19 protein-coding genes are annotated in these 22,843 nt (G+C 36.6%); all 19 read left to right on the top strand.

From position 1 onward, the window contains the following. Window positions 1-86 precede the first annotated feature (86 nt). The 19 genes from F824_RS0123680 (at window position 87) to F824_RS26495 (ending at window position 22,405) form a co-directional block, all read left to right on the top strand. Entirely contained in the window at window positions 87-695 is a 609-nt protein-coding gene (locus F824_RS0123680; protein ID WP_019600430.1) for a hypothetical protein, read from the top strand. A gap of 915 nt (window positions 696-1,610) precedes the next feature. After that, on the top strand, window positions 1,611-2,609 hold the full coding sequence (locus F824_RS0123670) for a mannose-1-phosphate guanylyltransferase (RefSeq protein ID WP_019600427.1): 999 nt from the start codon (window positions 1,611-1,613) through the stop codon (window positions 2,607-2,609). A 945-nt stretch (window positions 2,610-3,554) separates the two neighbouring features. After that, window positions 3,555-3,767 (top strand): hypothetical protein, encoded by a 213-nt coding sequence (locus tag F824_RS0123660; RefSeq protein ID WP_019600425.1) that lies wholly within the window; start codon window positions 3,555-3,557, stop codon window positions 3,765-3,767. Window positions 3,768-4,223: 456 nt separating this feature from the next. Further along, entirely contained in the window at window positions 4,224-5,534 is a 1,311-nt protein-coding gene (locus F824_RS0123655) for a nucleotide sugar dehydrogenase (protein WP_019600424.1), read from the top strand. 27 nt (window positions 5,535-5,561) lie between these two features. Continuing rightward, window positions 5,562-6,548, top strand: a complete 987-nt coding sequence (locus F824_RS0123650) for an SDR family oxidoreductase (RefSeq protein ID WP_019600423.1) — start codon at window positions 5,562-5,564, stop codon at window positions 6,546-6,548. Window positions 6,549-6,574: 26 nt separating this feature from the next. Then, complete coding sequence (gene murA, locus F824_RS0123645; RefSeq protein WP_019600422.1) at window positions 6,575-7,822, top strand: UDP-N-acetylglucosamine 1-carboxyvinyltransferase; 1,248 nt, start codon at window positions 6,575-6,577, stop codon at window positions 7,820-7,822. A gap of 6 nt (window positions 7,823-7,828) precedes the next feature. Beyond that, on the top strand, window positions 7,829-8,371 hold the full coding sequence (locus F824_RS27375) for a serine O-acetyltransferase (protein WP_081625046.1): 543 nt from the start codon (window positions 7,829-7,831) through the stop codon (window positions 8,369-8,371). Then, window positions 8,368-9,660: an oligosaccharide flippase family protein gene (locus tag F824_RS0123635; protein ID WP_019600420.1), complete on the top strand. Its 1,293-nt coding sequence runs from the start codon at window positions 8,368-8,370 to the stop codon at window positions 9,658-9,660. The genes F824_RS27375 and F824_RS0123635 overlap by 4 nt, the downstream gene beginning before the upstream one ends. Window position 9,661: 1 nt before the next feature. After that, the gene (murB, locus tag F824_RS0123630; RefSeq protein WP_019600419.1) at window positions 9,662-10,519 is read left to right on the top strand and encodes a UDP-N-acetylmuramate dehydrogenase; all 858 of its coding nucleotides are present in this window, start codon (window positions 9,662-9,664) and stop codon (window positions 10,517-10,519) included. Window positions 10,520-10,521: 2 nt separating this feature from the next. After that, window positions 10,522-11,673, top strand: coding sequence for a hypothetical protein (locus tag F824_RS0123625; RefSeq protein ID WP_019600418.1), 1,152 nt, complete (start codon window positions 10,522-10,524; stop codon window positions 11,671-11,673). Window position 11,674: 1 nt separating this feature from the next. Then, entirely contained in the window at window positions 11,675-12,907 is a 1,233-nt protein-coding gene (locus F824_RS0123620; RefSeq protein WP_019600417.1) for an O-antigen ligase family protein, read from the top strand. Then, window positions 12,900-13,439, top strand: coding sequence for an acyltransferase (locus tag F824_RS0123615; protein ID WP_019600416.1), 540 nt, complete (start codon window positions 12,900-12,902; stop codon window positions 13,437-13,439). Before F824_RS0123620 ends, F824_RS0123615 begins: the two co-directional genes overlap by 8 nt. Before the next feature lies 1 nt (window position 13,440). Beyond that, entirely contained in the window at window positions 13,441-14,532 is a 1,092-nt protein-coding gene (locus F824_RS0123610; protein WP_019600415.1) for a glycosyltransferase, read from the top strand. Further along, window positions 14,529-15,632, top strand: coding sequence for a glycosyltransferase (locus F824_RS0123605; RefSeq protein WP_019600414.1), 1,104 nt, complete (start codon window positions 14,529-14,531; stop codon window positions 15,630-15,632). Before F824_RS0123610 ends, F824_RS0123605 begins: the two co-directional genes overlap by 4 nt. Next, window positions 15,629-16,093, top strand: a complete 465-nt coding sequence (locus tag F824_RS0123600; protein ID WP_019600413.1) for a serine O-acetyltransferase — start codon at window positions 15,629-15,631, stop codon at window positions 16,091-16,093. The genes F824_RS0123605 and F824_RS0123600 overlap by 4 nt, the downstream gene beginning before the upstream one ends. A gap of 253 nt (window positions 16,094-16,346) precedes the next feature. Next, a complete protein-coding gene (locus F824_RS26500; protein WP_019600412.1) occupies window positions 16,347-17,939 on the top strand; it encodes an alginate lyase family protein in 1,593 nt (530 codons plus the stop codon). Beyond that, a complete protein-coding gene (locus F824_RS0123590; protein WP_019600411.1) occupies window positions 17,936-19,147 on the top strand; it encodes a glycosyltransferase family 4 protein in 1,212 nt (403 codons plus the stop codon). The genes F824_RS26500 and F824_RS0123590 overlap by 4 nt, the downstream gene beginning before the upstream one ends. Window positions 19,148-19,315: 168 nt before the next feature. Next, the gene (locus F824_RS0123585) at window positions 19,316-20,839 is read left to right on the top strand and encodes a capsule assembly Wzi family protein (protein ID WP_236613257.1); all 1,524 of its coding nucleotides are present in this window, start codon (window positions 19,316-19,318) and stop codon (window positions 20,837-20,839) included. 429 nt (window positions 20,840-21,268) lie between these two features. Next, window positions 21,269-22,405 (top strand): glycosyltransferase family 4 protein, encoded by a 1,137-nt coding sequence (locus tag F824_RS26495; protein WP_019600408.1) that lies wholly within the window; start codon window positions 21,269-21,271, stop codon window positions 22,403-22,405. The last annotated feature ends 438 nt before the right edge of the window (window positions 22,406-22,843 follow it).

The raw sequence follows: 22,843 nt of genomic DNA, 5'->3' as shown, positions 1-22,843 counted from the left end.
TGGTCGGACATCAGGCTTGCCTTAAATTTTATACTTCTTGCAGGCTTAAACCCCTGCTTTCTTTTGACTAATTTTTATTTATACTTATGAGTTTTATCAATATGCTTCGCTTAATTCTGAATGGTAAAAAATCCAAAAGTCTGATGAAAGATGGTTGGATGATTGATTACGAATACAGCCATATCTCTGATTTTTTCTATCCTGTCCCCCTGTTTGCCGAACTAAATTATAAGCTTATTGGCGTGCCGGAGAATGCGTGTTTCCCTTACAAAGGCGCACTTTCGCTTGGCAATGCTTTCTGGAAGGAAGACCAGAAGATGCACCTCAAACTTTCGGCGAAAGTTAAGGTATTGGGTTTGCCTCTGAAAATCAATAGGTATGTCAAAAAAGTGGACAATCGACCCACTACGGTATATAAATTGTGGTATGACGAAAAACCACTGGCCGTCTGGCACAAAAAATATGAATTTGGTAGGGAGTATCATTCAGATGTCCAAAGTGCTTTCACTTTGGAAGCAATGGGAGCCGAGACCTTTTCAAAAACAAAAAACTGGGCGTCCAACCAAATCCTGGGGCATAATGGGGAGAATGAATGCTGCCTGATTGAAAAGTTTGTCCACACCCATATTCTCGTGATTCACGACAGCACCACCTTTGCCTCGCTCTGGGAGGTCTTGAAAAAAAAGATTGATTGAAGAAAGTATTGCCCGAAATATGCACTCCATTTTCTAATGGGCTTGAAACAGCAAGAAAATCAGACTATTTGGAGCACTAGGCCTGGTACCGATAGGGGGAAGTCGAATACAGCAAACAAAAGCTGATCATGAATCAATTTCAGCTTGGTATTGGGGCATGCATGATATTAAATCTCCGCGGGACGTCAGTTTCCAGCGGAAGGAGGGCGGAAACAACCGATCATTTCGAGTGCAACACGCTTAATCCCACCTGTTGAATTCCTGATCGGTACTTTAATTATTCAAAAAATAGGATCTGGAGTGGGTAAATAAAATACGCAGCTGTTATCTTTGAGCGCGATTGATTGTGGAGATCTTTTCCTAAATCCAGAATATTCTGGTTGTTTGGTGCGTCAAAAAAAGCCATTTGGATTAATTTCGATCCATCAGCAAAATATTTAAGGGGTTTCCTTTCTTTGTTGATTCAGAAATCCCACTTGCTGAAGGCCCTCTAAATGGGACCGAAAGGGCGAAGCTGTGGAAATCCGTTTGGACCGTTTTTTGAAGAAGCATTCGAGAGGAGATTTTAATCTGGCTTCAACCCGTCATATGCAATAGACTTCCAAATAGGGCGCTAACTACTGGAGAATCAAATTATTTGGATAATCATTTATGGTCCGATAGGATGAAGTCAAAAACAGGAAACAACCGACTGATTATAAAACAATTTAAGGCCGGAAAAGAATTGAGATGGCATACAACGGGTTAATTGGGCTTCCCCTTAGAAATCGGCCAAGCCCAAATCAAATCGTAAAGCTTAAAATACCCGAAATCTACGCGCCTAGCGCAATCTACGCCGCAGGCTTCTACTGATTCTCTACTATTTCTCTACCCTTTACATTTCCCTTTCTTCTCTTACCATAAAGACACTTCAATTTGAAAATCATCAACGTAATTCTTTCCGGAGGTGTCGGCTCTAGGCTATGGCCACTTTCAAGGAAAAGCAGTCCCAAGCAGTACCTTCCCATTTTTGAAGGACAAACGCTTTTTCAGAAAACAGTTTTGCGCAACAAATCTTTTTCGGATACCATCGTGGTGGTCGGCAGTAAGGACAACTATGAATTGTCCCGCAAAGATTTGCGTGAAATTGGTGAAACCCATTATTCGGAAATCATCGAAGCCTGTCCCAGGAATACGGCGGCAGCCATCGCCTTTGCGGCTTTCCAATCCGATCCAAATGACGTCTTGTTCGTGACGCCTTCCGATCATTTGATCGAGGGGGTAGACCAATACGGTGTCAATGTCCAAAGGGCCATCGCATTGGCCAAAGAAGGTTTTGTCGTCACCTTTGGGTTGCAGCCCACCAAACCCGAAACAGGTTTTGGCTATATCGAGGCAGATGGGGAAGAAGTAAAGGGTTTCCGGGAAAAGCCAAATTTGGATACAGCCGAAAAATTCCTCGCCAAAGGCAATTTCCTCTGGAATTCAGGGATGTTTTGTTTTCAGGCCGGAACATTCCTAGCCGAACTGAAATCCTTTGAACCCCTTCTTTATCAAAATTCCAAAGCGGCATTTGATTCCCGAAAAGATGGCTTTTTGGATTTCGAACAATCCATGCAGATACCATCCATTTCCGTGGATTATGCCGTGATGGAAAAGACCAAGAAAATCAAAGTGGTTCCCTCCAATTTCCATTGGTCAGACATGGGTTCTTTCGTGTCCATCTACGACTATCTCATCAAGCAGGGACAAGAGCCCGATGAATTTGGAAACATGGTGATCGGTACCAAGATCCACACGGAATTCCTCGGACTCAAAGACACCCTCCTGATCCAAACATCAGACGCCATCCTCGTCCTCCAAAAAGAAAAAGCCCAAGACGTAAAGAAAATCTACGAGCGCTTGGAAAAGGAGCATCCGGAATTGGTAGAGTAGATTCGGGGTAGACGCTTCGCGTAGATTGCCTCTTGATTAGCCGAGGCGTAGAATGGCTTCGCCGGATGGCATAGGGAGCAAAGCAAATTAGGTTTCTTTAGGAGTGTGGATAAGGCTATAAACGTTTTGTTCAATGCAGGAGAGGTTTTACCATAGGAATGATTTTTAGCGCACAAACTACGGAGTAAGAAGTATACGATCACCTCCAGCCGAACTTCGCGTGGATGAAACGATGGCCTATATTTCTGCGGTTTTTGTCAGGATTCGAAGTGCGTTAAGAAAATGAGTTCGCTCCGTAGCGGTACCCGGAGGAGATCCACTCATTTTTAGCGCGTAGAAGCCAGACAAAAATCAAATTGAAAGTAAATTATTGTACTGGCGCAATCCCGTCCCAATTTGAAGAAGAAATATCAGCCTTGATTTTTTGGTTACTTTTTGATCAAGCAAAAAGTGACAAAGAAAAAAATAACCACTGATCATCACCACTAGCTTTGGTGATAAACCTTCTGAGTTCAAATCAAATAACAAAATCTACGCCGTAGGCATCTACCATTTAATCCCCGCAGCCAATCTACTATTGCTCTCAGCAACTGATGTATAACTACGGCTTTTACCGTAGTTTTCAGCTCTAAAGATTGTGAAGATGACCGCCGGATGGCATAGGGAGCAAAGCAAATTAGGTTTCTTTAGGAGTGTGGATAAGGCTATAAACGTTTTGTTCATTGTAGCAGAAGTTTTATCATAGGAATGATTTTTAGCGCATAAACTACGGAGTAAGAAGTATACGATCACCTCCAGCCGAACGTCACTTGGATGAAACGATGGCCTATATTTCTGCGGTTTTTGTCAGGATTCGAAGTGCGTTAAGAAAATGAGTTAGCTCCGTAGGGGTACCCGGAGGAGATCCACTCATTTTTAGCGCGTAGAAGCCAGACAAAAATCAAATTGAAAGTAAATTATTGTATTGGCACTATCCCGTCCCAATTTGGAGAAGAAATATCAGCCTTGATTTTTTGGTTACTTTTTGATCAAGCAAAAAGTGACAAAGAAAAAAATAACCACGGATCATCACCACAAGCTTTGGCGATAAACCTTCTTAATTCAACTCTAAAAACAAAATCTACGCATCATGCAATCTTTTGGCTAGAAGTAGAATAGCTTCGCCGTAAAAGAAAACATTCAGCAAACCATCCAATCAGCAAACTTCAAATTCACAATATCTACGCCCGTAGGGCAATCTACGCCGCAGGCAATCTACCTTTTCTCTACAATTTCATGTCCTTTTCTCTACAATTCCATCGTCTTTACTCAAAAATACCCCACATTGGGTATAGGATTCCCGACCATTAGTCCCGACCTTTGCCCTTCCAAAACAACCTCCGCTTTTTTACCGCCTTCCTGCTTTTATGGCTTTCGCGTGTGTATCAAGGCTTTATCATGCTTTTTCCGCTAGGTACTGTGACTGAAAGGGCGAAGCTGTATCCGATTCCCCTCTTTAACCCCCCACAGTTTTTTAAGTTTTAGGGGAAAGAAAAAATTTCACACGATTTATATCCGCCAATCAGAATATTTGTTTCAGCGGGAGATTAGATCCAAATCCATTTGAAAAATTTTATGTTGATCCCTTTAAAAGAGTCAAAAATAGTCATTATCGGCCTTGGTTATGTAGGTCTTCCCCTGGCAGTCGAATTTGCAAAGCAATACAGAACAGTGGGCTATGACATCAATCCCGTTCGGATTGATGCGCTTCAAAAAGGCCATGACCGTACCCTGGAAGTTTCAGATGAATTGCTTCAATCCGTGTTGGTGAAAAACCCTCTGGAGTTGAACCAAGTTGGAAAAGGACTTCTGGTGACAGATGCAGTGGCGTCGATTGGTGATGGAAACATCTATATCGTCACCGTGCCTACCCCGACGGACAAGCACAACCGTCCCGTCCTGACACCCATGCTGAAGGCGTCTGAAATGATCGGTCGACATCTGAAAAAAGGGGATGTGGTGATCTATGAATCCACCGTCTATCCGGGTGTCACCGAAGAGGAATGTGTTCCGGTTTTGGAGCAGTTTTCGGGATTAAAATATAATGAAGATTTCTTTGCTGGATATTCTCCCGAAAGGATCAATCCAGGCGATAAGGAACATACTGTTGCGAAAATCTTAAAAGTGACTTCCGGCAGTACGCCCGAGGTGGCCGAATATGTGGATCAACTCTATCGTTCTGTGATCACAGCAGGCACACACAAGGCACCTTCCATCAAGGTAGCGGAAGCTGCCAAGGTGATCGAAAATTCTCAGAGGGATATCAATATTGCCTTTGTCAATGAGCTTTCCAAGATTTTCAACCTGTTGGATATCGATACGAATGAGGTGCTTGAAGCTGCCGGAACCAAATGGAACTTCCTGCCCTTCAAACCGGGACTGGTAGGAGGGCACTGTATTTCTGTGGATCCGTTTTATCTCGCCCAAAAGGCACAGGAGGTAGGCTACCATCCGGAAATTATCCTGGCAGGAAGAAGGCTGAATGATTCCATGGGCAAACACGTCGCCACGGAGACCATCAAGCACATGATGCGCAAAGACCTGAAAGTCATTGATGCCAAAGTACTGATTTTGGGTTTCACTTTCAAGGAGGACTGTCCCGATGTGAGAAATACGCGCGTGATTGATATCTACAATGAACTCAGATCCTTTGACATGGAGGTAGATGTCTATGATCCATGGGCAGATCCTGCTGAAGTCCAGCATGAATACGGAATAGAGATTGTCAATGGAGGAAAACAACCAGAGATGGGGCAATATGCCGCTGTTATTTTAGCTGTTGCGCATAAGGAATTCAACGCTTGGGATATCACGAAATCTGAAAACTTGGTGGTTTTTGACGTGAAATCAGTTTTGTCAAAAGAAAATGTAGATGCACGTTTGTAGGTTTTATTTTTACTATTAATCTATTAGATGAATTTCACTAAATTAGAAAATGCAAAAATCCTCGTAACGGGTGGGGCAGGTTTTATTGGATCCAATCTCTGTGAGGAACTGTTGAATTTGAAGGCCAAGGTAACTTGTTTGGATAATTTTTCCACAGGAAGAAGAGAAAACCTGGAAGCGATCAAAGATCATCCCAATTTCAACTTGATAGAAGGGGATATTCGCAATTTGGAAACCTGTAATAGGGCCTGTGAATCCCAGGACTATATCCTGCACGAAGCAGCATTGGGATCGGTTCCGCGATCGATCAAAGACCCGATTACGACCAATGAGGTAAATGTTACGGGTTTTTTAAATATGCTTACGGCTGCCAAAGATGCGGGAGTGAAGCGCTTTGTCTATGCTGCCAGTTCTTCTACGTATGGTGATTCAGTAAAACTCCCAAAACTGGAAGATGAAATTGGGAAACCACTTTCTCCTTACGCCATTACCAAGTATGTCAACGAACTTTACGCAGATATTTTTCAAAAAGCTTACGGTTTGGACACCATTGGCCTGCGTTATTTTAATGTGTTTGGGCGAAAACAAGATCCAAATGGTGCTTATGCCGCGGTAATTCCCAAGTTTGTAATTCAATTGATGAACTACGAAAGCCCAGTCATCAATGGAGACGGTACCTATTCCCGTGATTTCACTTATATCGACAATGTCATCCAAATGAATTTACTGGCTTTGGTGGCCGAAAATAAGGAGGCCTTAAATCAGGTCTACAATACAGCAGTAGGGGACAGGACTAATTTGTTGGAATTGACCACGTTATTGAAGGATTACCTTTCGGAATATGATGGGAAGATAGGTGATGTATCCATAAACCATGGCCCAAATCGTGCGGGAGATATTCCCCATTCTTTGGCATCTATTGAGAAAGCGAAAGAAAGATTGAATTACGACCCCAAATTTAAAATTGAGGCCGGCTTGAAAGAAGCGGTGAAATGGTATTGGGAGAATTTGTAAACAAGGATTTAATAATTATTTAATTAATGGAAAACAGCATTATAAAGGTTCAGAAAAGTAGATTAGAAGGTGTAGTTAGAGTAAGTGGTGCTAAAAATAGTTCTTTACGTCTGTTAGCGGCTTCTATTTTAACTGATGAAACCCTATTTTTAAATAATTTCCCAAATGGTCTCCTTGACGTACAGGTACACATTGAAATGTTAGAGGTTCTAGGCAAAACCTTTTCTATTAATGAAGATACTGTTACCATTAAAGAGATTGATAGTAAGTCAGTAACCCAATTAAACTGGGGTGGTAGATCGATTCGAAATACACTTTTGGTTTTAGGAGCGCTTACTACACGATTTGGGGAGGGCAGAGTTCCTTTACCTGGCGGATGCAAATTAGGAGAGCGAAAATATGATCTCCATGTCATGCTTTTGGAAAATTTGGGAGCACGAGTATGGGAGGAAGATGATTATTTGTGCGCTAAGGTTGAAAGTGGGAGACTTAAAGGCAATGACATTCATTTACCAATGCGTTCTACCGGTGCAACTGAAAATTCCATAATTTGTGGAAGTTTAGCTGAGGGAACTACAACAATCTGGAATCCCCATATACGTCCCGAAATTATGGACCTTATTGATATGCTCAATAAAATGGGTGCAAAAATCAAAGTATATGGACAAAAATGTATTGTAGTTGAGGGTGTCAAAAAACTCAATGGGGTAAAGCATAGTGTAATCCCAGACAATATGGAAGCCTTGACATGGGCAATTGGTTCAGTAATTACCAAAGGTGATGTTGAAATTCAGAATTTTCCTTTTGAGCATTTAGAAGTTCCACTAACTTATTTGAGAGAGAGTGGAATGAAATTTTATCGAGGAGAGGATAGTTTAATAGTGAGGGGAGGGGAAGCTTATCCAATTGAGATCAGTACTGGACCTTATCCAGGAATTAATTCTGATATGCAGCCCTTATTTGCGGTTTTTGGAGCAATGTCAAATGGTGAATCAAAAATAGTTGATTTGCGATTCCCGGGAAGATATGGATATGCTGATGAGCTGGCGAAAATGGGTATGAAATTTCATGTTGAGGGAGATATGTTAGTAATCGATGGGGGAACTCCTCTAATTGGGGCAGAGGTTGAAGCTTTGGATTTAAGGGCTGGTATTGCCCTTCTGCTTGCAGGTATGACAGCCGAAGGGGAGACGATCATTTCCAATTCATGGCAGATCCAGCGTGGCTATGAAAATTTGAATAGAAAGTTAAAAGATCTAGGAGTGATCATTTAGAATAAGATGAATTCTTTAGTAAAAACGCTGAATGAAATTAAAAATGACCTTTCTTCTTCTTCGGAATTCTCATTAGTGTTATTTTTTAAAAATTATCTGTATAGCCCACGATTTAGGATCCTTTTGAATTATAGGATTGGGAATTATTTCAGTAAAAGCAATTTTTTCCTTTCAAGGCAAATTGGAAATTACTATAGAATTCGATTAATAGTAAAAAGAAATTGTGATTTTTCCTACAATGCCACAATTGGAAAAAATCTAAGATTACCTCACCCTATGGGAATCGTTATAGGTGATAAAGTAATTATAAAAGATAATGTGATGATTTTTCAACAAGTTACTTTTGGCAGCCATGGTAAAAAAGGTTTAATTAAAAATTACCCAACAATTGAGGATGGTGTAAAAATATACGCAGGAGCAAAAATAATAGGAGGAATAACGATAGGGAAAAATGCGATTATTGGGGCAAATGCGGTCGTCAATATTGATGTTCCAGCAGATTGTGTAGCCGTTGGGATTCCCTGTAAAATCATCCAAAAGTTCGGATGAAATCATTTTTATCAGATGTGTTTGGAGTTGGAATCTCCAAGATTTTAATAATTTCATTTAGTCTTATTACATCGGTCATCATTGCAAGAAGTCTTGGTCCTGAGAAAAATGGAATAATTGCTACACTGTTGGTTTATCCTTCTCTTTTTATGACGATTGGCTCACTGGGAATTAGGCAGTCTACTGCTTTTTTTCTAGGAAAAAAAATCTACGGTGAGGAAGAAATAAAAACTGCAATCACACAAATTTGGGTATTCAGCTCTATTCTGAGTATTATTATTTGTTTTTTATTGATGTTTTACCTCAGCAAATCCGGAGAAAACCTTTTGCTGGTTCTGTTGGCCTTATTACCTATTCCTTTCAGCCTATTTAACACGTACAATTCGGGAATTTTTTTAGGAAAAAATGAAATCGGTATCTTCAACAAGATAAACTGGATACCGCCTTTAATTGTTTTGTTTCTTACCATTATCTTGGTATTAGGACTGTCTCTGGATATGGCGGGATACATGATGGCTATGATTGGTGGACCATTGTTTATTTTTGTGGTCCTTCTTTTTAAGAATAAATTTATTTCAGCATTTAGTATTAAAGTAAATAGACCTATTGTTGCCAAAATGATCAGCCTTGGACTTGTTTATGCTTTTTCTTTGTTGATCATCAATCTAAATTACAAAGTTGATGTTATACTTTTAGATCAGCTAAGTGTTCCATTTGAAACAGGTATATACTCTAAAGGATCAGCGATCATCCAATACCTTTGGCAGATCCCAATGCTTTTAAGTACCATTGTTTTTGCAAGAAGTGCAGTTTCAAAAAATGATAAAGAATTTTCCCACAAAGTAGCGCATCTATTGCGACTATCCTTGTTGGCAATTGCGGTTGGTTCTTTGTTTCTTTTCCTTTTTTCTGAATTAATTATTGTAGGTTTATTTGGATCCGACTTTTTTCCTAGTATTAGTGTATTGAATATTTTACTGCCAGGTGTGCTTCTTTTGACTTTTTTTAAAGTGATGAATATGGATTTGGCAGGAAAAGGAAAACCATGGGTATCTTTAAAAGCCATGGCTCCAGCTTTGGTTGTCAATATTGGGTTGAATTTTTTATGGATTCCCTATTATGGAGCGGATGGAGCCTCTTTGGCCTCTACCATAAGTTATTCCATAGCAGCTGTTTTATTTTTGCATTTCTATTCAATGGAAACAGCAATTCCTGTGAAAAGTATATTGAAATACAAGAAATCCGATTTTATCCCAATTTTACAAATCATTAAAAAAATTAAATATTAGAATGAAGGTTTTTTTAGATTTTGATTTGACGCTTTATAATTCTTACAGGATAAAAGCTCAATGTAAAACTGCATATTTCCCTGAAAGTGAAAAAGATGTAATTGATTTTTATAGATCCAATACCCCTTATGTACTTTTGGGAAGTGGCCACAATGTCATTTTATCAAAAGAATTTTATGATCAGAGTTTCTTGATCTTTAATGGGAACTTCAATAGTATAGACCTGAATAAAGCAACAGGTTTGATTGAAGCAGAAGCCGGTATTTCTATGCTGGAAATCAGTGAGATAGCTTTGAAACATGGTCTTAGCGGATTGGAGATTTTTTATGATATCCCAAGTTCTTTGGGAGGAGCAGTGGTGATGAACGCAGGGGCAAGCGGGGAAGAAATAAAGGACGTTTTGGTAAAAGTTCGATATCTCGATTTGGTGGACATGACGGTTAAGGAAATCAAAAAAGAGGAGATGGGTTTTGAATACCGGAATAGTTTCTTCCAAAGAAATACGGACAAAGTTGTTCTAAAAGTATGGTTAAAGTTAAATCAAGGTAATCAGGAATCAATAAGAATTAAAATGGATACTATAAAGGAATCTCGATGGGCTAAGCAACCGAAAGATTTTCCGAATGCAGGTAGTGTTTTTAAAAGACCTTCGGGGTATTATGTAGGCGCGATTATGGATGAGCTTAATTTAAAAGGATTTACAATAGGAGGAGCAAAAATTTCAGAAAAACACGGTGGGTTTATAGTTAATTTTAACAATGCAAAAGGTGAAGATATATTACAAATTATAAATGAAGTAAAAAATAGAGTGTTCGAGAAATTTAAAATTGATTTGGAAATTGAACAAAGGATAATATAAAAATGAATGAAAAAAAAGTTTGCTTTCTAATTTTTTCACAGACTAGTTTAAGTTTAGGTGGACACTTTAGAAGTCTTAAAGTTCAATATGAGGCATTTATTAAACATGAAGTTATAAGTCAAAAATCTTTTATATTAAATTTTGGTAAAGTTAAATCACCCGTTCTGATAGGGATAAAAAATTTTGCTTTTGTAAAAACCAATTCCTTATTTTTCATTTTAAAAATTTGTTCCGAAATAAGAAAAAATAAGCCTGAAATAGTTCATTGTTTTGATCAGACCTCTTTAAACCTTTCAAAAATTTTAGGGATATTTTTTAATTTTAGAGTTTTATACACAAAATGTGGCGGAGCAAATCAGATTAATTATTTCAAAATCCCAACTATATTTTTTAGTTCTGAAAACTATGATGATTTTTGCGGAAAAAATTCAAAAAGCCTTGCTTACTTAATGCCCAATAGAATCAATGAAATTACCCATAAAATTGATTTAAAAGAATTAAGAAAAAATCTAAAAATAGATAAAAATGATGGGATAAATTTTTTAAGAATTAACAGATTTTCTTCGAAGTATGAGGATACAATGAACAAAGCTGTCAATCTTGTTCAAATATTAAATTCTATGAAAGTTAAATCAAATTTATATATTGTTGGTGCCATAGAAGATTTAAGTATCTATAAAAAGTTTGCTTCAATTAAAAACAACGTATATTTAGTGTCTGAAAATGAATTGATTAAAGATGCCTCTAAATTAATTCCAATATTTGATATTGTAATCGGTACTGGAAGGGGAGCTATGGAAGGATTCGCTTATGGAAAACCTGTATTAACTCCTTGTTCAAATTCAAATATTCCAATTTTTATTGATGAGAGTAATTTTGATGCCGCTTTTTATTATAACTTTTCTGAAAGAGTGAAAATCCCAGATTTAATATATGAAATTGAATTAAGAAAGATTGTTAATCAAATCAATCAAATTCAAACGGGTAAGATTGGAAAATCAGAATCAATTTTTAATAAGTATTTTAATATTAATAATTCTTTGATTTTTTATAAAAATTTGTATGATGAGCAAATTGAAAACAATGAATATAGTAAGAGTAAAATTAATGGGATAGAGTTTTATTTTTTTAAGAAAATCATGAAAAGTATATAATATGATATTTTTAATTATTCTTTTATTGGTTATTTTCATTTTTAATGTTAACGGTATATTTTTTGCGCTAACCGGTAATATTTCTGTTATTTCTCCATTTATTCTTGTCCTTTTGTCTTTAGTAATAATTTTACTGTATAAAAATAAACTACTGAAATTATCAATAAAAATAAGTGGTATGTGGATTTTACTTCTTATTACATATTTATCTATAGGTTTAATTAGTTTAATATTATTTCAATACTATGGAGAAAAGGTAATGTTATCTATAAGAGATGTAATAACTACAATAATTATACTTATTTCATTTTCAGGGGGAATTTATTATCTAATTTTTCAATACGGAGAAAGGAAAATTTTATTGCTATTTTCTTTGATACTTTTTTCGAGCGCACTTTCAATTATTCTCTTAAAATTTTTTGGTTTAGATTATATCTTTAATCCAAAATCTTATTTCTATAGACAATCTGGTTTTTTTGGAAATCCTAATGAAGCTGGCCGTTTGTGTGCGTTTAGTATACTTTTCATTTTATTTTTTTTAAGTAATTTTAAAAATGGAAAATTTATTCAGATTTTGTTTTTCTTTTTTCTTATTATTATTACTTATGCTTCAATAGTTACTTTCTCAAAAGCTTCAATAATCTGTTCAATAATTTTATATTTCTTGATATTTATTACTACTGTTAGGAAAAACATCCCTACCTATTTATTTATTTCTATAATTTCTTTCGGTGCCTTTATTTATATTTCCACAAACCTAGATATTAATTTTGATAGAGGACAATTAAAAAGATTAGAAGGAGTAGGCCAATTATTTAGTGGAGATATAAATCAAGAATCTACTACTGATAGGACATCTTATGCCAAAATAGGATGGAATTATATTGCTGATTATCCCATCGGAGGAATTGGTTTAGGTAATTTCAAATCTTTACCATATATTAATAGTGCTGTTCATAATACATTTTTTGTTTTCTGGGGGGAGAGTGGGATAATTCCTTTTATATTATATCTCTATCTTATTGCATCATTTTTTTACAATGGTATAAAATTTTATTTTAAATTTAAATCTCCAACTCTGACATTTCTTAATATTGGTTTTGGTGTCATTATTTTAATATATTCATTTTCTACAAGTAATCTCTTTGAAGATCGTGTTTTTAATTCAGCACTAATTTTCACACTTGTTATTAATTACATTAATAAAGATATTAAAGAAAATTTAAATGTTTAAAAAATTAATTTTACAGATCTATAATTTATATTTATTTTATAAAAATCCAATCCTTTTTGCTAAAAGAATTGGAGTTAAGGTTGGAGACAATTGTAGAATAGCGTCTAATAATTTTGGGAGTGAGCCCTATTTAATAGAAATTGGAAATAATGTAAATGTCACTAAGGGTGTAAAATTTATAAATCATGATGGTGGTGTATGGGTTTTTCGAAAGGAATCTCCTAAATTTGATGTTTTTGGGAAAATTATTATAAAAAATAATGTTTATATTGGAAATAATGTCAGTATCCTACCTGGTGTTACTATTGGGGATAATTGTGTTATTGGAGCGAATTCAATTATTTCTAAATCTATACCTTCAAATTCTGTTGTAGCTGGAATTCCAGCCAGATTTATTTGTAATCTAAATCAATATCGAGAAAAGCTAGAAAAGAATAACTTTAATACAAAAGGTTTAAAAGGAATTGAAAGGAAAAAAGAAATTCTTAGATTGATTGATTTTAAAGGGATTAAAAAACAATCTTTATTTTAGTATGAAAATATTGTGTTTTATCGATAGCCTTGGGTCCGGAGGAGCTCAACGGCAATTAATTGAACTTGCTATTGGCTTTAAGGAAAGTGGGAATGAGGTAGGTATCTTAGTGTATCATGATATTAATTTTTTTAAGTCTGATTTGGAGCAAGCTGGTATTTCAGTTAAAATTATTATTGAAGCTAATTATTTTAAACGAATTTTTTTAATTAGAAATTTTATACGTAGTTACAAACCTGATGTATTGCTTTCTTTTTTGGAAGGAGTAAATTTTATAGCTACTCTTTCTGGTTTTCCTTTCAGGAGCTGGAAATTGGTCGTAGGCGAACGGAGTGCAAATCCTGGAATACTAAAAAATAAAAAACTAAGATTTTATAGATTTTTTCATTTATTTGCAGATTATATAGTTGCAAATTCTAAGGCTAATTTAAATTTGGTCTTTCAAATAAATCCCTTTATTAATCATAAAAAATGTAAAGTTATTTATAATTCTGTTCGATTATCTACTTACCCAATTCAACTTAATAATGTTGAAAGTGAAATTGTTAACATCGTTATTGCTGCCAGTTATAGAGATGTTAAAAATTTACATGGTCTCATATTAGCAATTGCTAGTATGAAATCATCGGACAAAAGAAGATTAAAGATCAATTGGTTTGGTGATAAAAATGTTAATGGTAACAGTAATTATTTTCAAAACTCAATTAAACTCATTAAAGAGTTTAATTTGGAGGAAATTATTAAATTAAATGATGTCACAGATAATATTCAAGCTGAATATTATAAAGCCGATTTTGTTGGTTTATTTAGTCATTATGAAGGATTTCCAAATACAATCTGTGAGGCAATGGCATTGGGATTACCCGTTTTGTCTTCAAAAATTTCCGATATTCCTTTTTTTATCAAAGAAGACATAAATGGTTTCCTATGTGATTCTTATAGCCATAATAGTATAAATAAAATGTTATTAAAAGCTATAAATAGTAACATTATAAATAGGTCCGAAATGGGTATTAATAACTTTATTTTAGCTAATAAAAATTTTAATAGAAATAGTATTATTGAGTCATACTTAAAATTATTTATAAATTGAGTATAGAAAAAAGAAAAATATTATTTATTGGATCATTTAATAAACCAATAAATGGTCACTATGGAGGAGTTTTTTTCGCCTCTATTACTTTAAGAGATAGTTTGATTAAATCAGGACTTGAAATTGTTGAGATGGACACAACACTTAAAGATATCTCAATTGCCAAAGTCTATAAACGTATCCCATCTATTGTTTTTCGAAATTTTTCGTTTTTATTTACAATTATTAAAAATCATAAGTCTAAATTTATTTTTATATTTATGAGTAAAGGCAATTCTTATATAGATAAATTCCCGTCAATTTTGTTGTCGAAAGTTTTAGGTAAGAAGATAATTATTTTCCCAAGGTCAGGTCATTTAATTAAAGATAATAAAAATATTTTTTATAGAATTTTTATTAATTTAATTTTTAAATTGTCTTATAAGATAATTTGCCAAAATATCTTTTGGAAAGATTATTTTTTGGCAAATGATATACCTTACCAAAAATTAGTAGTGATAGAGAACTGGGTTGAAGATGAAAAGATTTTTAATTCTAGTAAATTAACTCCTACTGCTTTTAATAAAAAAATAGATAAAGTTTTTAAAATTATTTTTGTTTCTAGAATTGAAAAAGAAAAAGGAGTAGATGATCTCATTTTTTTAGCAAAAAAATTACAAAATCAATTTAATTTTATAATTAATGTATACGGAAGTGGCAGTTATAAAGATAAGTTTTTAGATAGTATTTCCGAAAATAATCTGGAAAATCTTGTGTTTTACAAAGGGTGGCTTGATAAAAGTATTATGCTTAAAACTATAAATACACATCATTTAGCTATTTTTTCTTCTACAATTGAGGGTTTTCCTAATAGTTTGCTGGATTATATTTTTTCTAAAATACCGATAATTTCAAGTGATATCCCTATGATTCATGCTGTTGGCCATGACTCTATATTGTATTTTAAGCCTGGAAACGTTGATACTTTAACCAATTTAGTAAATTCTATTTATTTTGATTATGAGAATGCAATTATTAGAGCTGACAAAATATTTAATGAAAAATTAAAAAAAAATAACGTTGATTATGCTAAAAGTTTACTCCTTACTTTGTTAAAATGAGTTCAGTAATATTAATTTATAGACTTGGTAATTTTTTTTACCGAAATAATTTTAAGTTTATCGGATATCTTATTTCTTTAATTATTCGCTTTGTATTTTCCTGCTGGCTCCCCTCATCTGCAAGGATTGGTAAAAATTTTAAACTTGGATATGGTGGTCTTGGAGTAGTAATACATAATAATTCAGTAATTGGTGATAATTGTTTAATTGGTCAAAACGTTACGATAGGTAGAAATTTTGGAGATAAAAGTGTACCTATAATAGGAAATGATGTATATGTTGGAGCAGGATCAGTTGTTTTTGGAGAAATAAAAATTGGGAATAATGTTATTATAGGTTCAAATAGTGTTATAAATAAGGACATTCCTTCCAATTCAACTGTTGTTGGTAATCCTTTTAGATTTGTGCAAAACGCAAGAACTATTAGGTATTATGAATTTGATTCTCATAATAAATTATAAATTTAAACAACAATTATTTTTTTTAAGATTTTACAATTTTATAATTTTATTTTAATTCTTAATTCTAATTTAACAAATTCCTTTTTTAGCTACTTCCTTTTATAAATTTAACTAGATCTATTTCATCCCTATGTTTTTATTTTTTTTATGATATAGGTATATTCTAGTTTTGTTTCTTTGTGAGGATTTTATAGATAGGCTTGCTTAACAATGAATTAATAGTTATTTTTTTTTTAAATTTTATGCGAAGTAATTGGCGATAACATCCTCCATTCTTACTTTACTCAGAACAATTGCCTATCTCAAACCAAGCCAGGCAATCTTTCAGATAAAGAACAGAATTAAATCTGCAAAGTCTTTGTCCCATTTTGGAAAAGAAGGATCAGGATCCCATAAACTGGATTTTTTCAAAACTGAACTGAATCATATTGTTCTTAGGCAAAATGAAAATAACTATCAATTTACCTTTCTGAATAGCACTGTTGGGTTTGATGATGCCATCAATTGGAATGACCAAACCCAAGGCAAACTTTGGAATTACAACCTTCAATACCTTGATGTTTTAAAACAAGATAACCTCCCGATATCGGTAAAATTAGATTTAGTTTTAAGTTTGTATGCCTGGCTTAACGATGGAAGGTTACCATTAGAACCTTATCCGGCCTCATTGAGGATTATGAATGTGATTCGTTTTTTGGAATCTACTGAAGTAAACCTGAAAGATGCCATTAGAATTAAACAATATCTTTGGGCAGAAATTAATTACCTGTCCCAAAATCTCGAATATCATATTCTTGCCAACCATTTATTGGAAAATGCCTTCGCCTTTTGGATGGGAGGATTATATTTTCAAAATGATTCATGGTTAAAAAAGAGTGCTAAACTTCTGGAAAAGGAACTCGAGGAACAGGTGTTATTGGATGGAGCCCATTTTGAATTGGCCCCAATGTACCACCAAATCATTTTATTTAGAGTATTAGAAGCTTATTGTCTTAGTCCGGAATCACATCCGATGAAGGTTCTATTGAAGGAAAAAGCAGAATTGATGTTGACTTGGCTCATTGAAATGACTTTGCCAAATGGGACTTTGCCTCACTTTAATGATACTACGGAAAGTATTGCCATATCCTCATCAGAGCTTCAAAACATTGCCAATAACCTTAATATTTTACCTAAAAAGAACCTCAAGCTAAGCCTTTCCGGCTATCGTAGATTGAAATTGGACAATTTGGTGCTTATAGCAGATATAGAAGGTATCAAACCGAGTTACCAACCAGGCCATGCACATGCAGATACTTTTTCATTTGTTTTGCATCAAGGAGAAAATCCAATTATTGTGGATCCTGGAATCTCAACTTATACCATCTCGGAAAAAAGAAATTGGGAAAGATCGACCGCCGCCCACAATACAATTGAAATCAATGGAAAGAGTTCTTCCGAAGTTTGGTCAGGGTTTCGGGTTGGCAAAAGGGCAAAAGTAACCATCAATGCTGATGAAGGGGATAGAGTCTCTGCTGAACATAATGGATATTCCCCAATAAAACATACAAGAGAATTCTTAAAAAAGAATGAGAACATCGAGATTTTAGACATTCTTTCCGGAAGAAAATCCAAACATCCATCTGTTTTTAGACTACACTTTCATCCAGATTGCAAAATTATTCAGCTGGATGCAAGCACCGTAAAAATAAATGAAAGCATCCTGATTCAATGGAATTGCGACGGTAAAATTGAAATTGAAAATTATCAGTTTGCCGAAGGTTTCAATTTACTTACACAGGCAACGCGACTATCAATTAAATTCCTTGGTTCTCAAATCAGAACCATTATTTCCCCGATTCAATGAAAATATTATTCCTTACAGACAACTTTCCTCCTGAAATCAATGCCCCTGCAAACAGAACATTCGAACATTGCAGGGAATGGGTTCGGAATGGGGCTGAGGTAACTGTGATCACCTGTGTTCCGAATTTCCCAAAAGGTAGGGTATTTGGAGGGTACGAAAACAAATTGTACCAAGAAGAAGTCATGGAAGGAATTAGAGTGATCAGGGTTTGGTCTTATATTTCAGCTAATTCTGGATTTTTAAGGAGGACCCTCGATTACGTGAGTTATGGCGTAATGTCCTTTCTTTTTGGATTGTTCATCAAAACAGACTTGATCATCGGGACCTCGCCGCAATTTTTCACAGCAGTTTCCGCTTGGCAATTGAGTTTTTTTAAAAGGAAAAAATGGGTTATGGAAGTCCGTGACCTTTGGCCTGAATCCATTATTGCTGTAGGAGCCACCAAAAATGAGAGGTTGATTGCGTTTTTGGAATCGATAGAGATGCGGATGTATCATTCTGCAGACAAATTGGTGGTGGTCACAGATACATTTAAAAAGAAGATTGCTGAACGGGGAATTCCGCATCAAAAGATACAGGTTCTCAAAAATGGTGTGGATTTAAGCAAATATAAACCGTTTCCAAAGGATGCATCTTTGGTGACCCATCATCGTCTCGAAGGCAAGTTCGTGTTTTCATACATCGGAACGCACGGGTTGGCACATGGTTTGGAATTTATAATTGACAGCATCAAGCATATAAAAGAGACGCACCCGGATATTGTGTTCTTATTTGTGGGTGATGGGGCAAATAAGGAGAAATTATTGGAAAAAGCTGAATCTGAAGAGATATCCAATGCCATCTTTGTAGACTCCGTCCCAAAAGACCAGGTATTGGACTATCTTAATTTGATGGATATTGCGTTGGTGAACCTGATCAAAAGCGACACATTTTTGACAGTGATCCCTTCTAAAATATTTGAAGCCGCAGCAGTGGAGAAACCTATTCTTCTCGGGCTTGGAGGAGAAACGAAATTGATTATCGAAAAATATGGTGCTGGGATTTGTTTCGAACCTGAAGACAGAAGTTCATTTTTAGCCGCAGTTCTAAAACTTTATGAGGAAAAGTGTGATTTGGATGCTTATATTAATGGATGCAGGTTATTGGCAAAAGATTTTGAGAGAAATAAAATAGCCAACCAAATGCTGACAGCTTTAAAAGAAGTGTAGAAGAAAAGGATGAACTGTTTAAAAATAAAATATTTTTTTCTTTTTTGGATTTTTATCTTTCTGTTTTATAGATTGGAAGCACAGGTTTTACCCGCTGGCAATCCGATGTTGGAAGAAAATATTAGGAGAAATCAGTTGATTGATTCTACGGAACAAAAAGCATCTTTTTTGCTGAGGCCAATCTCGGGAAACTATGATTTCTTAAATCGGCTCTTTCCTGAATTTTTGGCCAAAATTCCTGCTGTTGAGATCTATGCTTTGCCGCTAACAGCCATCTCCCAAATGAATACCAAACGGCCTTATGGATGGGGCGATTATGGAATGATCCCAAGTAGGGGAGGACAGCAGTATATCAGTTCAGGACTTTTCATCAAATATAAATTCATCCATCTTCAGCTGCAGCCGGATTTGGTTTTGGCACAGAACAAGGCTTATCAGGGTTTTTCCAGAGAGTTTAGGGATGGAATTCAAGCAGCTCGATTCATTTTTTGGAACTTTGGGGACTATCCCGAGAGGTTTGGATCAGCTGGATATTCAAAATTTTCATTGGGGCAATCCAAATTATCGGCTCAGTTTGGTGCGTTTGAGGCTGGCATTTCCACCCAGAATCTCTGGTGGGGCCCGGGTCAGTGGAATGCGTTGACATTCTCGAACAATGCACAGGGATTTCCCCACTTGAGCCTCAATACGACAAAACCAGCAAAAACCTTCCTGGGTAATTTCGAGGGGCAGTTAATTATGGGCAGGATAGAGGAATCAGGATTGAAACCTTCACAGCACGCAGACTTGAATGATCGTTTTTTTACTGATTTTACTGGGGATTGGAAGTATGTCAATGGCATCACTGTTTCATATTCGCCGAAATGGATTCCAGGTTTGTTTTTAGGATTTAGCAGAACCTTTCAACAATACAGAGAACGGATGGGGGATGGATTTAGAGATTATTTCCCAATTTTGGATCCATTCCAAAAAGAGAGTATTTTTGAAAATGGCAATACGGTTGAATTTGATGGTGCCGGCAGAGACCAAACTGCGACGCTATTCTTCAGATGGGTCATTCCCAAACACCACACTGAATTTTATGCGGAATTTGGCCGAAGAGACCACGCCTTCAACTGGAGGGACGCAATCCTGACTCCCGAACATGCACGGGCGTATTTGATGGGTTTTTCTAAATTAATTCCCTTGTCCAAGGAAAATCAATATGTGCAGTTAAGAGGGGAAATGACCCACCAGCAGGAATCCATTAACCGATATATCAGATATCGAGGATTGGGTGGTGGCATTTCCTGGCATACACATACAAGAGCCCGAGGTTTTGCGAACTACGGCCAGCCTCTTGGAGTCGGCATCGGTGTTGGCTCCAACGTCCAGACATTGGAACTGGCGATAGTGGAAAATTTCAACAAATACGGCATCCTGCTGGAAAGACTGGAAAACCAACAGGATTTCTATTACCGTGCCTTTGGCCAGCAAAAAGAACACAAACCCTGGGTGGACCTCAGCCTTGGCTTCCTTTTTGACCATCGCTGGGACAATCTTCTGCTCAGCTCCAAGGTCCAGCTCATCCATGGCCGCAACTACCAGTGGCAGCTCGACCCAAGCAGCACCCCGGATTTCCCGAAAGGGGAGAACCTCTTCTCCGTGCACAGTCAGGTGAGTTTGGTATATTTGTGGGGTGGAGGGAAATAGTATTTGGTATATAATCCCTTTGGGATTTTGGTATGTAGAAGGTATTTGTACTAAGTACTAAGTACGAAGTAGCGCAGGCAGCTGAAAGTTGCATAAAGTACCTTAGACTACATACCGTGTTCGATTGTACAAAGTACTAAGTATAAAGTAGGCCATGCCGCAATAAGCTGCATAAAACACCTTACACCACATACCAAAAACACTGTACAAAGTAATAAGTATAAAGTAGGCCTTGCTGCAATATGCTGCATGAAGTACTATAGATCACAACCCAAAAACCAAGAAACCAAAGGTTTCAAATACCAAAAACACTGTACAAAGTAGACCATGCCGCAATAAGCTGCATAAAATACCTTACACCACATACCAAATACCAAGAAACCAAAGGTTTCAAATACCACATACCAAATACCAAATTTCAGAATCCGCATGCTAACCGAAATCCCTTTTTTATTGAAAGTGCTGCTTTTTTTGTGCAGCTCATTTTTGATTACCTATTATCTGATCCCTAAAATCGTGTGGGTGGCACGGGAGAAAGAGTTGGTGGTCAAGCCGGATCATCGGAGTTCCCATCATGTGGTTACGCCCTCCTTTGGCGGCGTCGCCTTCTTTATCTGCTTTATTCTCTGCTACTCATTTCTGCGGAGTGAATACGCCTCGATACCGAGTATGTTTTTGATTCCCGGCGTCACCGTCTTGTTTATCGTGGGCTTGAAGGATGACTTGGTCATCTCCTCTGCACTGGGCAAACTCTTCGGGCAGGTGATAGCGGTTTCCATCCTTTTTCTGAATCCCAGTTTCTGGCAGTTGTCCTTCCATGGCTTCTTGGGCATCCATGAACTCCCGGTTTACCTGAGCGTTCCCTTTATCTACCTCTTTATGATCGGATTTATCAATGCCTATAACCTGATCGATGGGATCGACGGTTTGGCATCCATCATTGGGGTGGTGATCCTAGGTTCCCTGGGGGCTATGTTTTTGCAGATCGGGATGGAATATTTCTTTCTGGTCTGTATGCTTTTGATCGGCTCCCTCTTGGCATTCACCCGATTCAATTTTTCCAGATCTATCCGTAGAAAAATATTTATGGGAGACACAGGATCCCTGTTTATCGGCTTTTTGATCGGATTCCTTGCCTTGAAAATGTTGGCGATGAGTCCGACGGAAGTACTTCGCTTGGGCATCCTGCCCGAAAATCTCCCCGCTTTGTTGTTGATAATCCTGAGCATCCCGATTTTTGACACGCTCAGGATCATGGTCTCCCGAAAGCTTTCCGGACAGAAGATTTTCTTGCCGGACCGAAACCATGTCCACCATATCCTGATCGATCTGGGCTACACCCATTTCAAGACCAGCCTGATGCTCTCCGTAGCCAATATCTCCTTGATCGCCTTTGCCTATTGGCTTTCCATCCATTTTTCTTGGCCGTACCTGCTGGGCTTTATTCTGCTGCATTGCGGCATGGCCTATTCCACTTTCCACTACCTCAAATCGAAAGTGAGGCCCCTCCCCCTCAAACGCAAAAAACGCAAGGGACGCATGTCGTTCCTGCAGCATCTGTTTTAGCATCCAAGTCTGAATCCACATTTGGTTCAAGTCTTCAGACTTGGACCCTCCACTTACAGTCTTCAGACTGCACTGAAGCATCAACCTGTTTAGGAGAAAAACCTCCAGGTTCCAATCCTTTTCTTTAGCCAAAGATCTTGGCTCAAATTCGACTCCTCCAGCGTCGGGGGTTCATGATATGGCATTTTGCCACCGGATTTCATCCGGGGCCAATCGAATTCAAGTCTTTCATACTTGGGATCACCGAATTGGGGATGGGATTTTTTTGGTTAATTCATTCATTGATCTGGGCAAATCTTTGATTGGATCCATGAAAACAGAGTTTTATAGAACCCAACCCAACATTCCTCGATTATGCAGATCGCTACTACTGACAATTCCTGAAGGGAATAAAATTGAATAGCCCCCCATGCGAATGGGTGGGAAATGTGATTTCGG

The organism is Rhodonellum psychrophilum GCM71 = DSM 17998, from assembly GCF_000381545.1.
Taxonomy (GTDB): domain Bacteria; phylum Bacteroidota; class Bacteroidia; order Cytophagales; family Cyclobacteriaceae; genus Rhodonellum; species Rhodonellum psychrophilum.
This window is presented reverse-complemented; position numbering and strand designations above follow the sequence as displayed.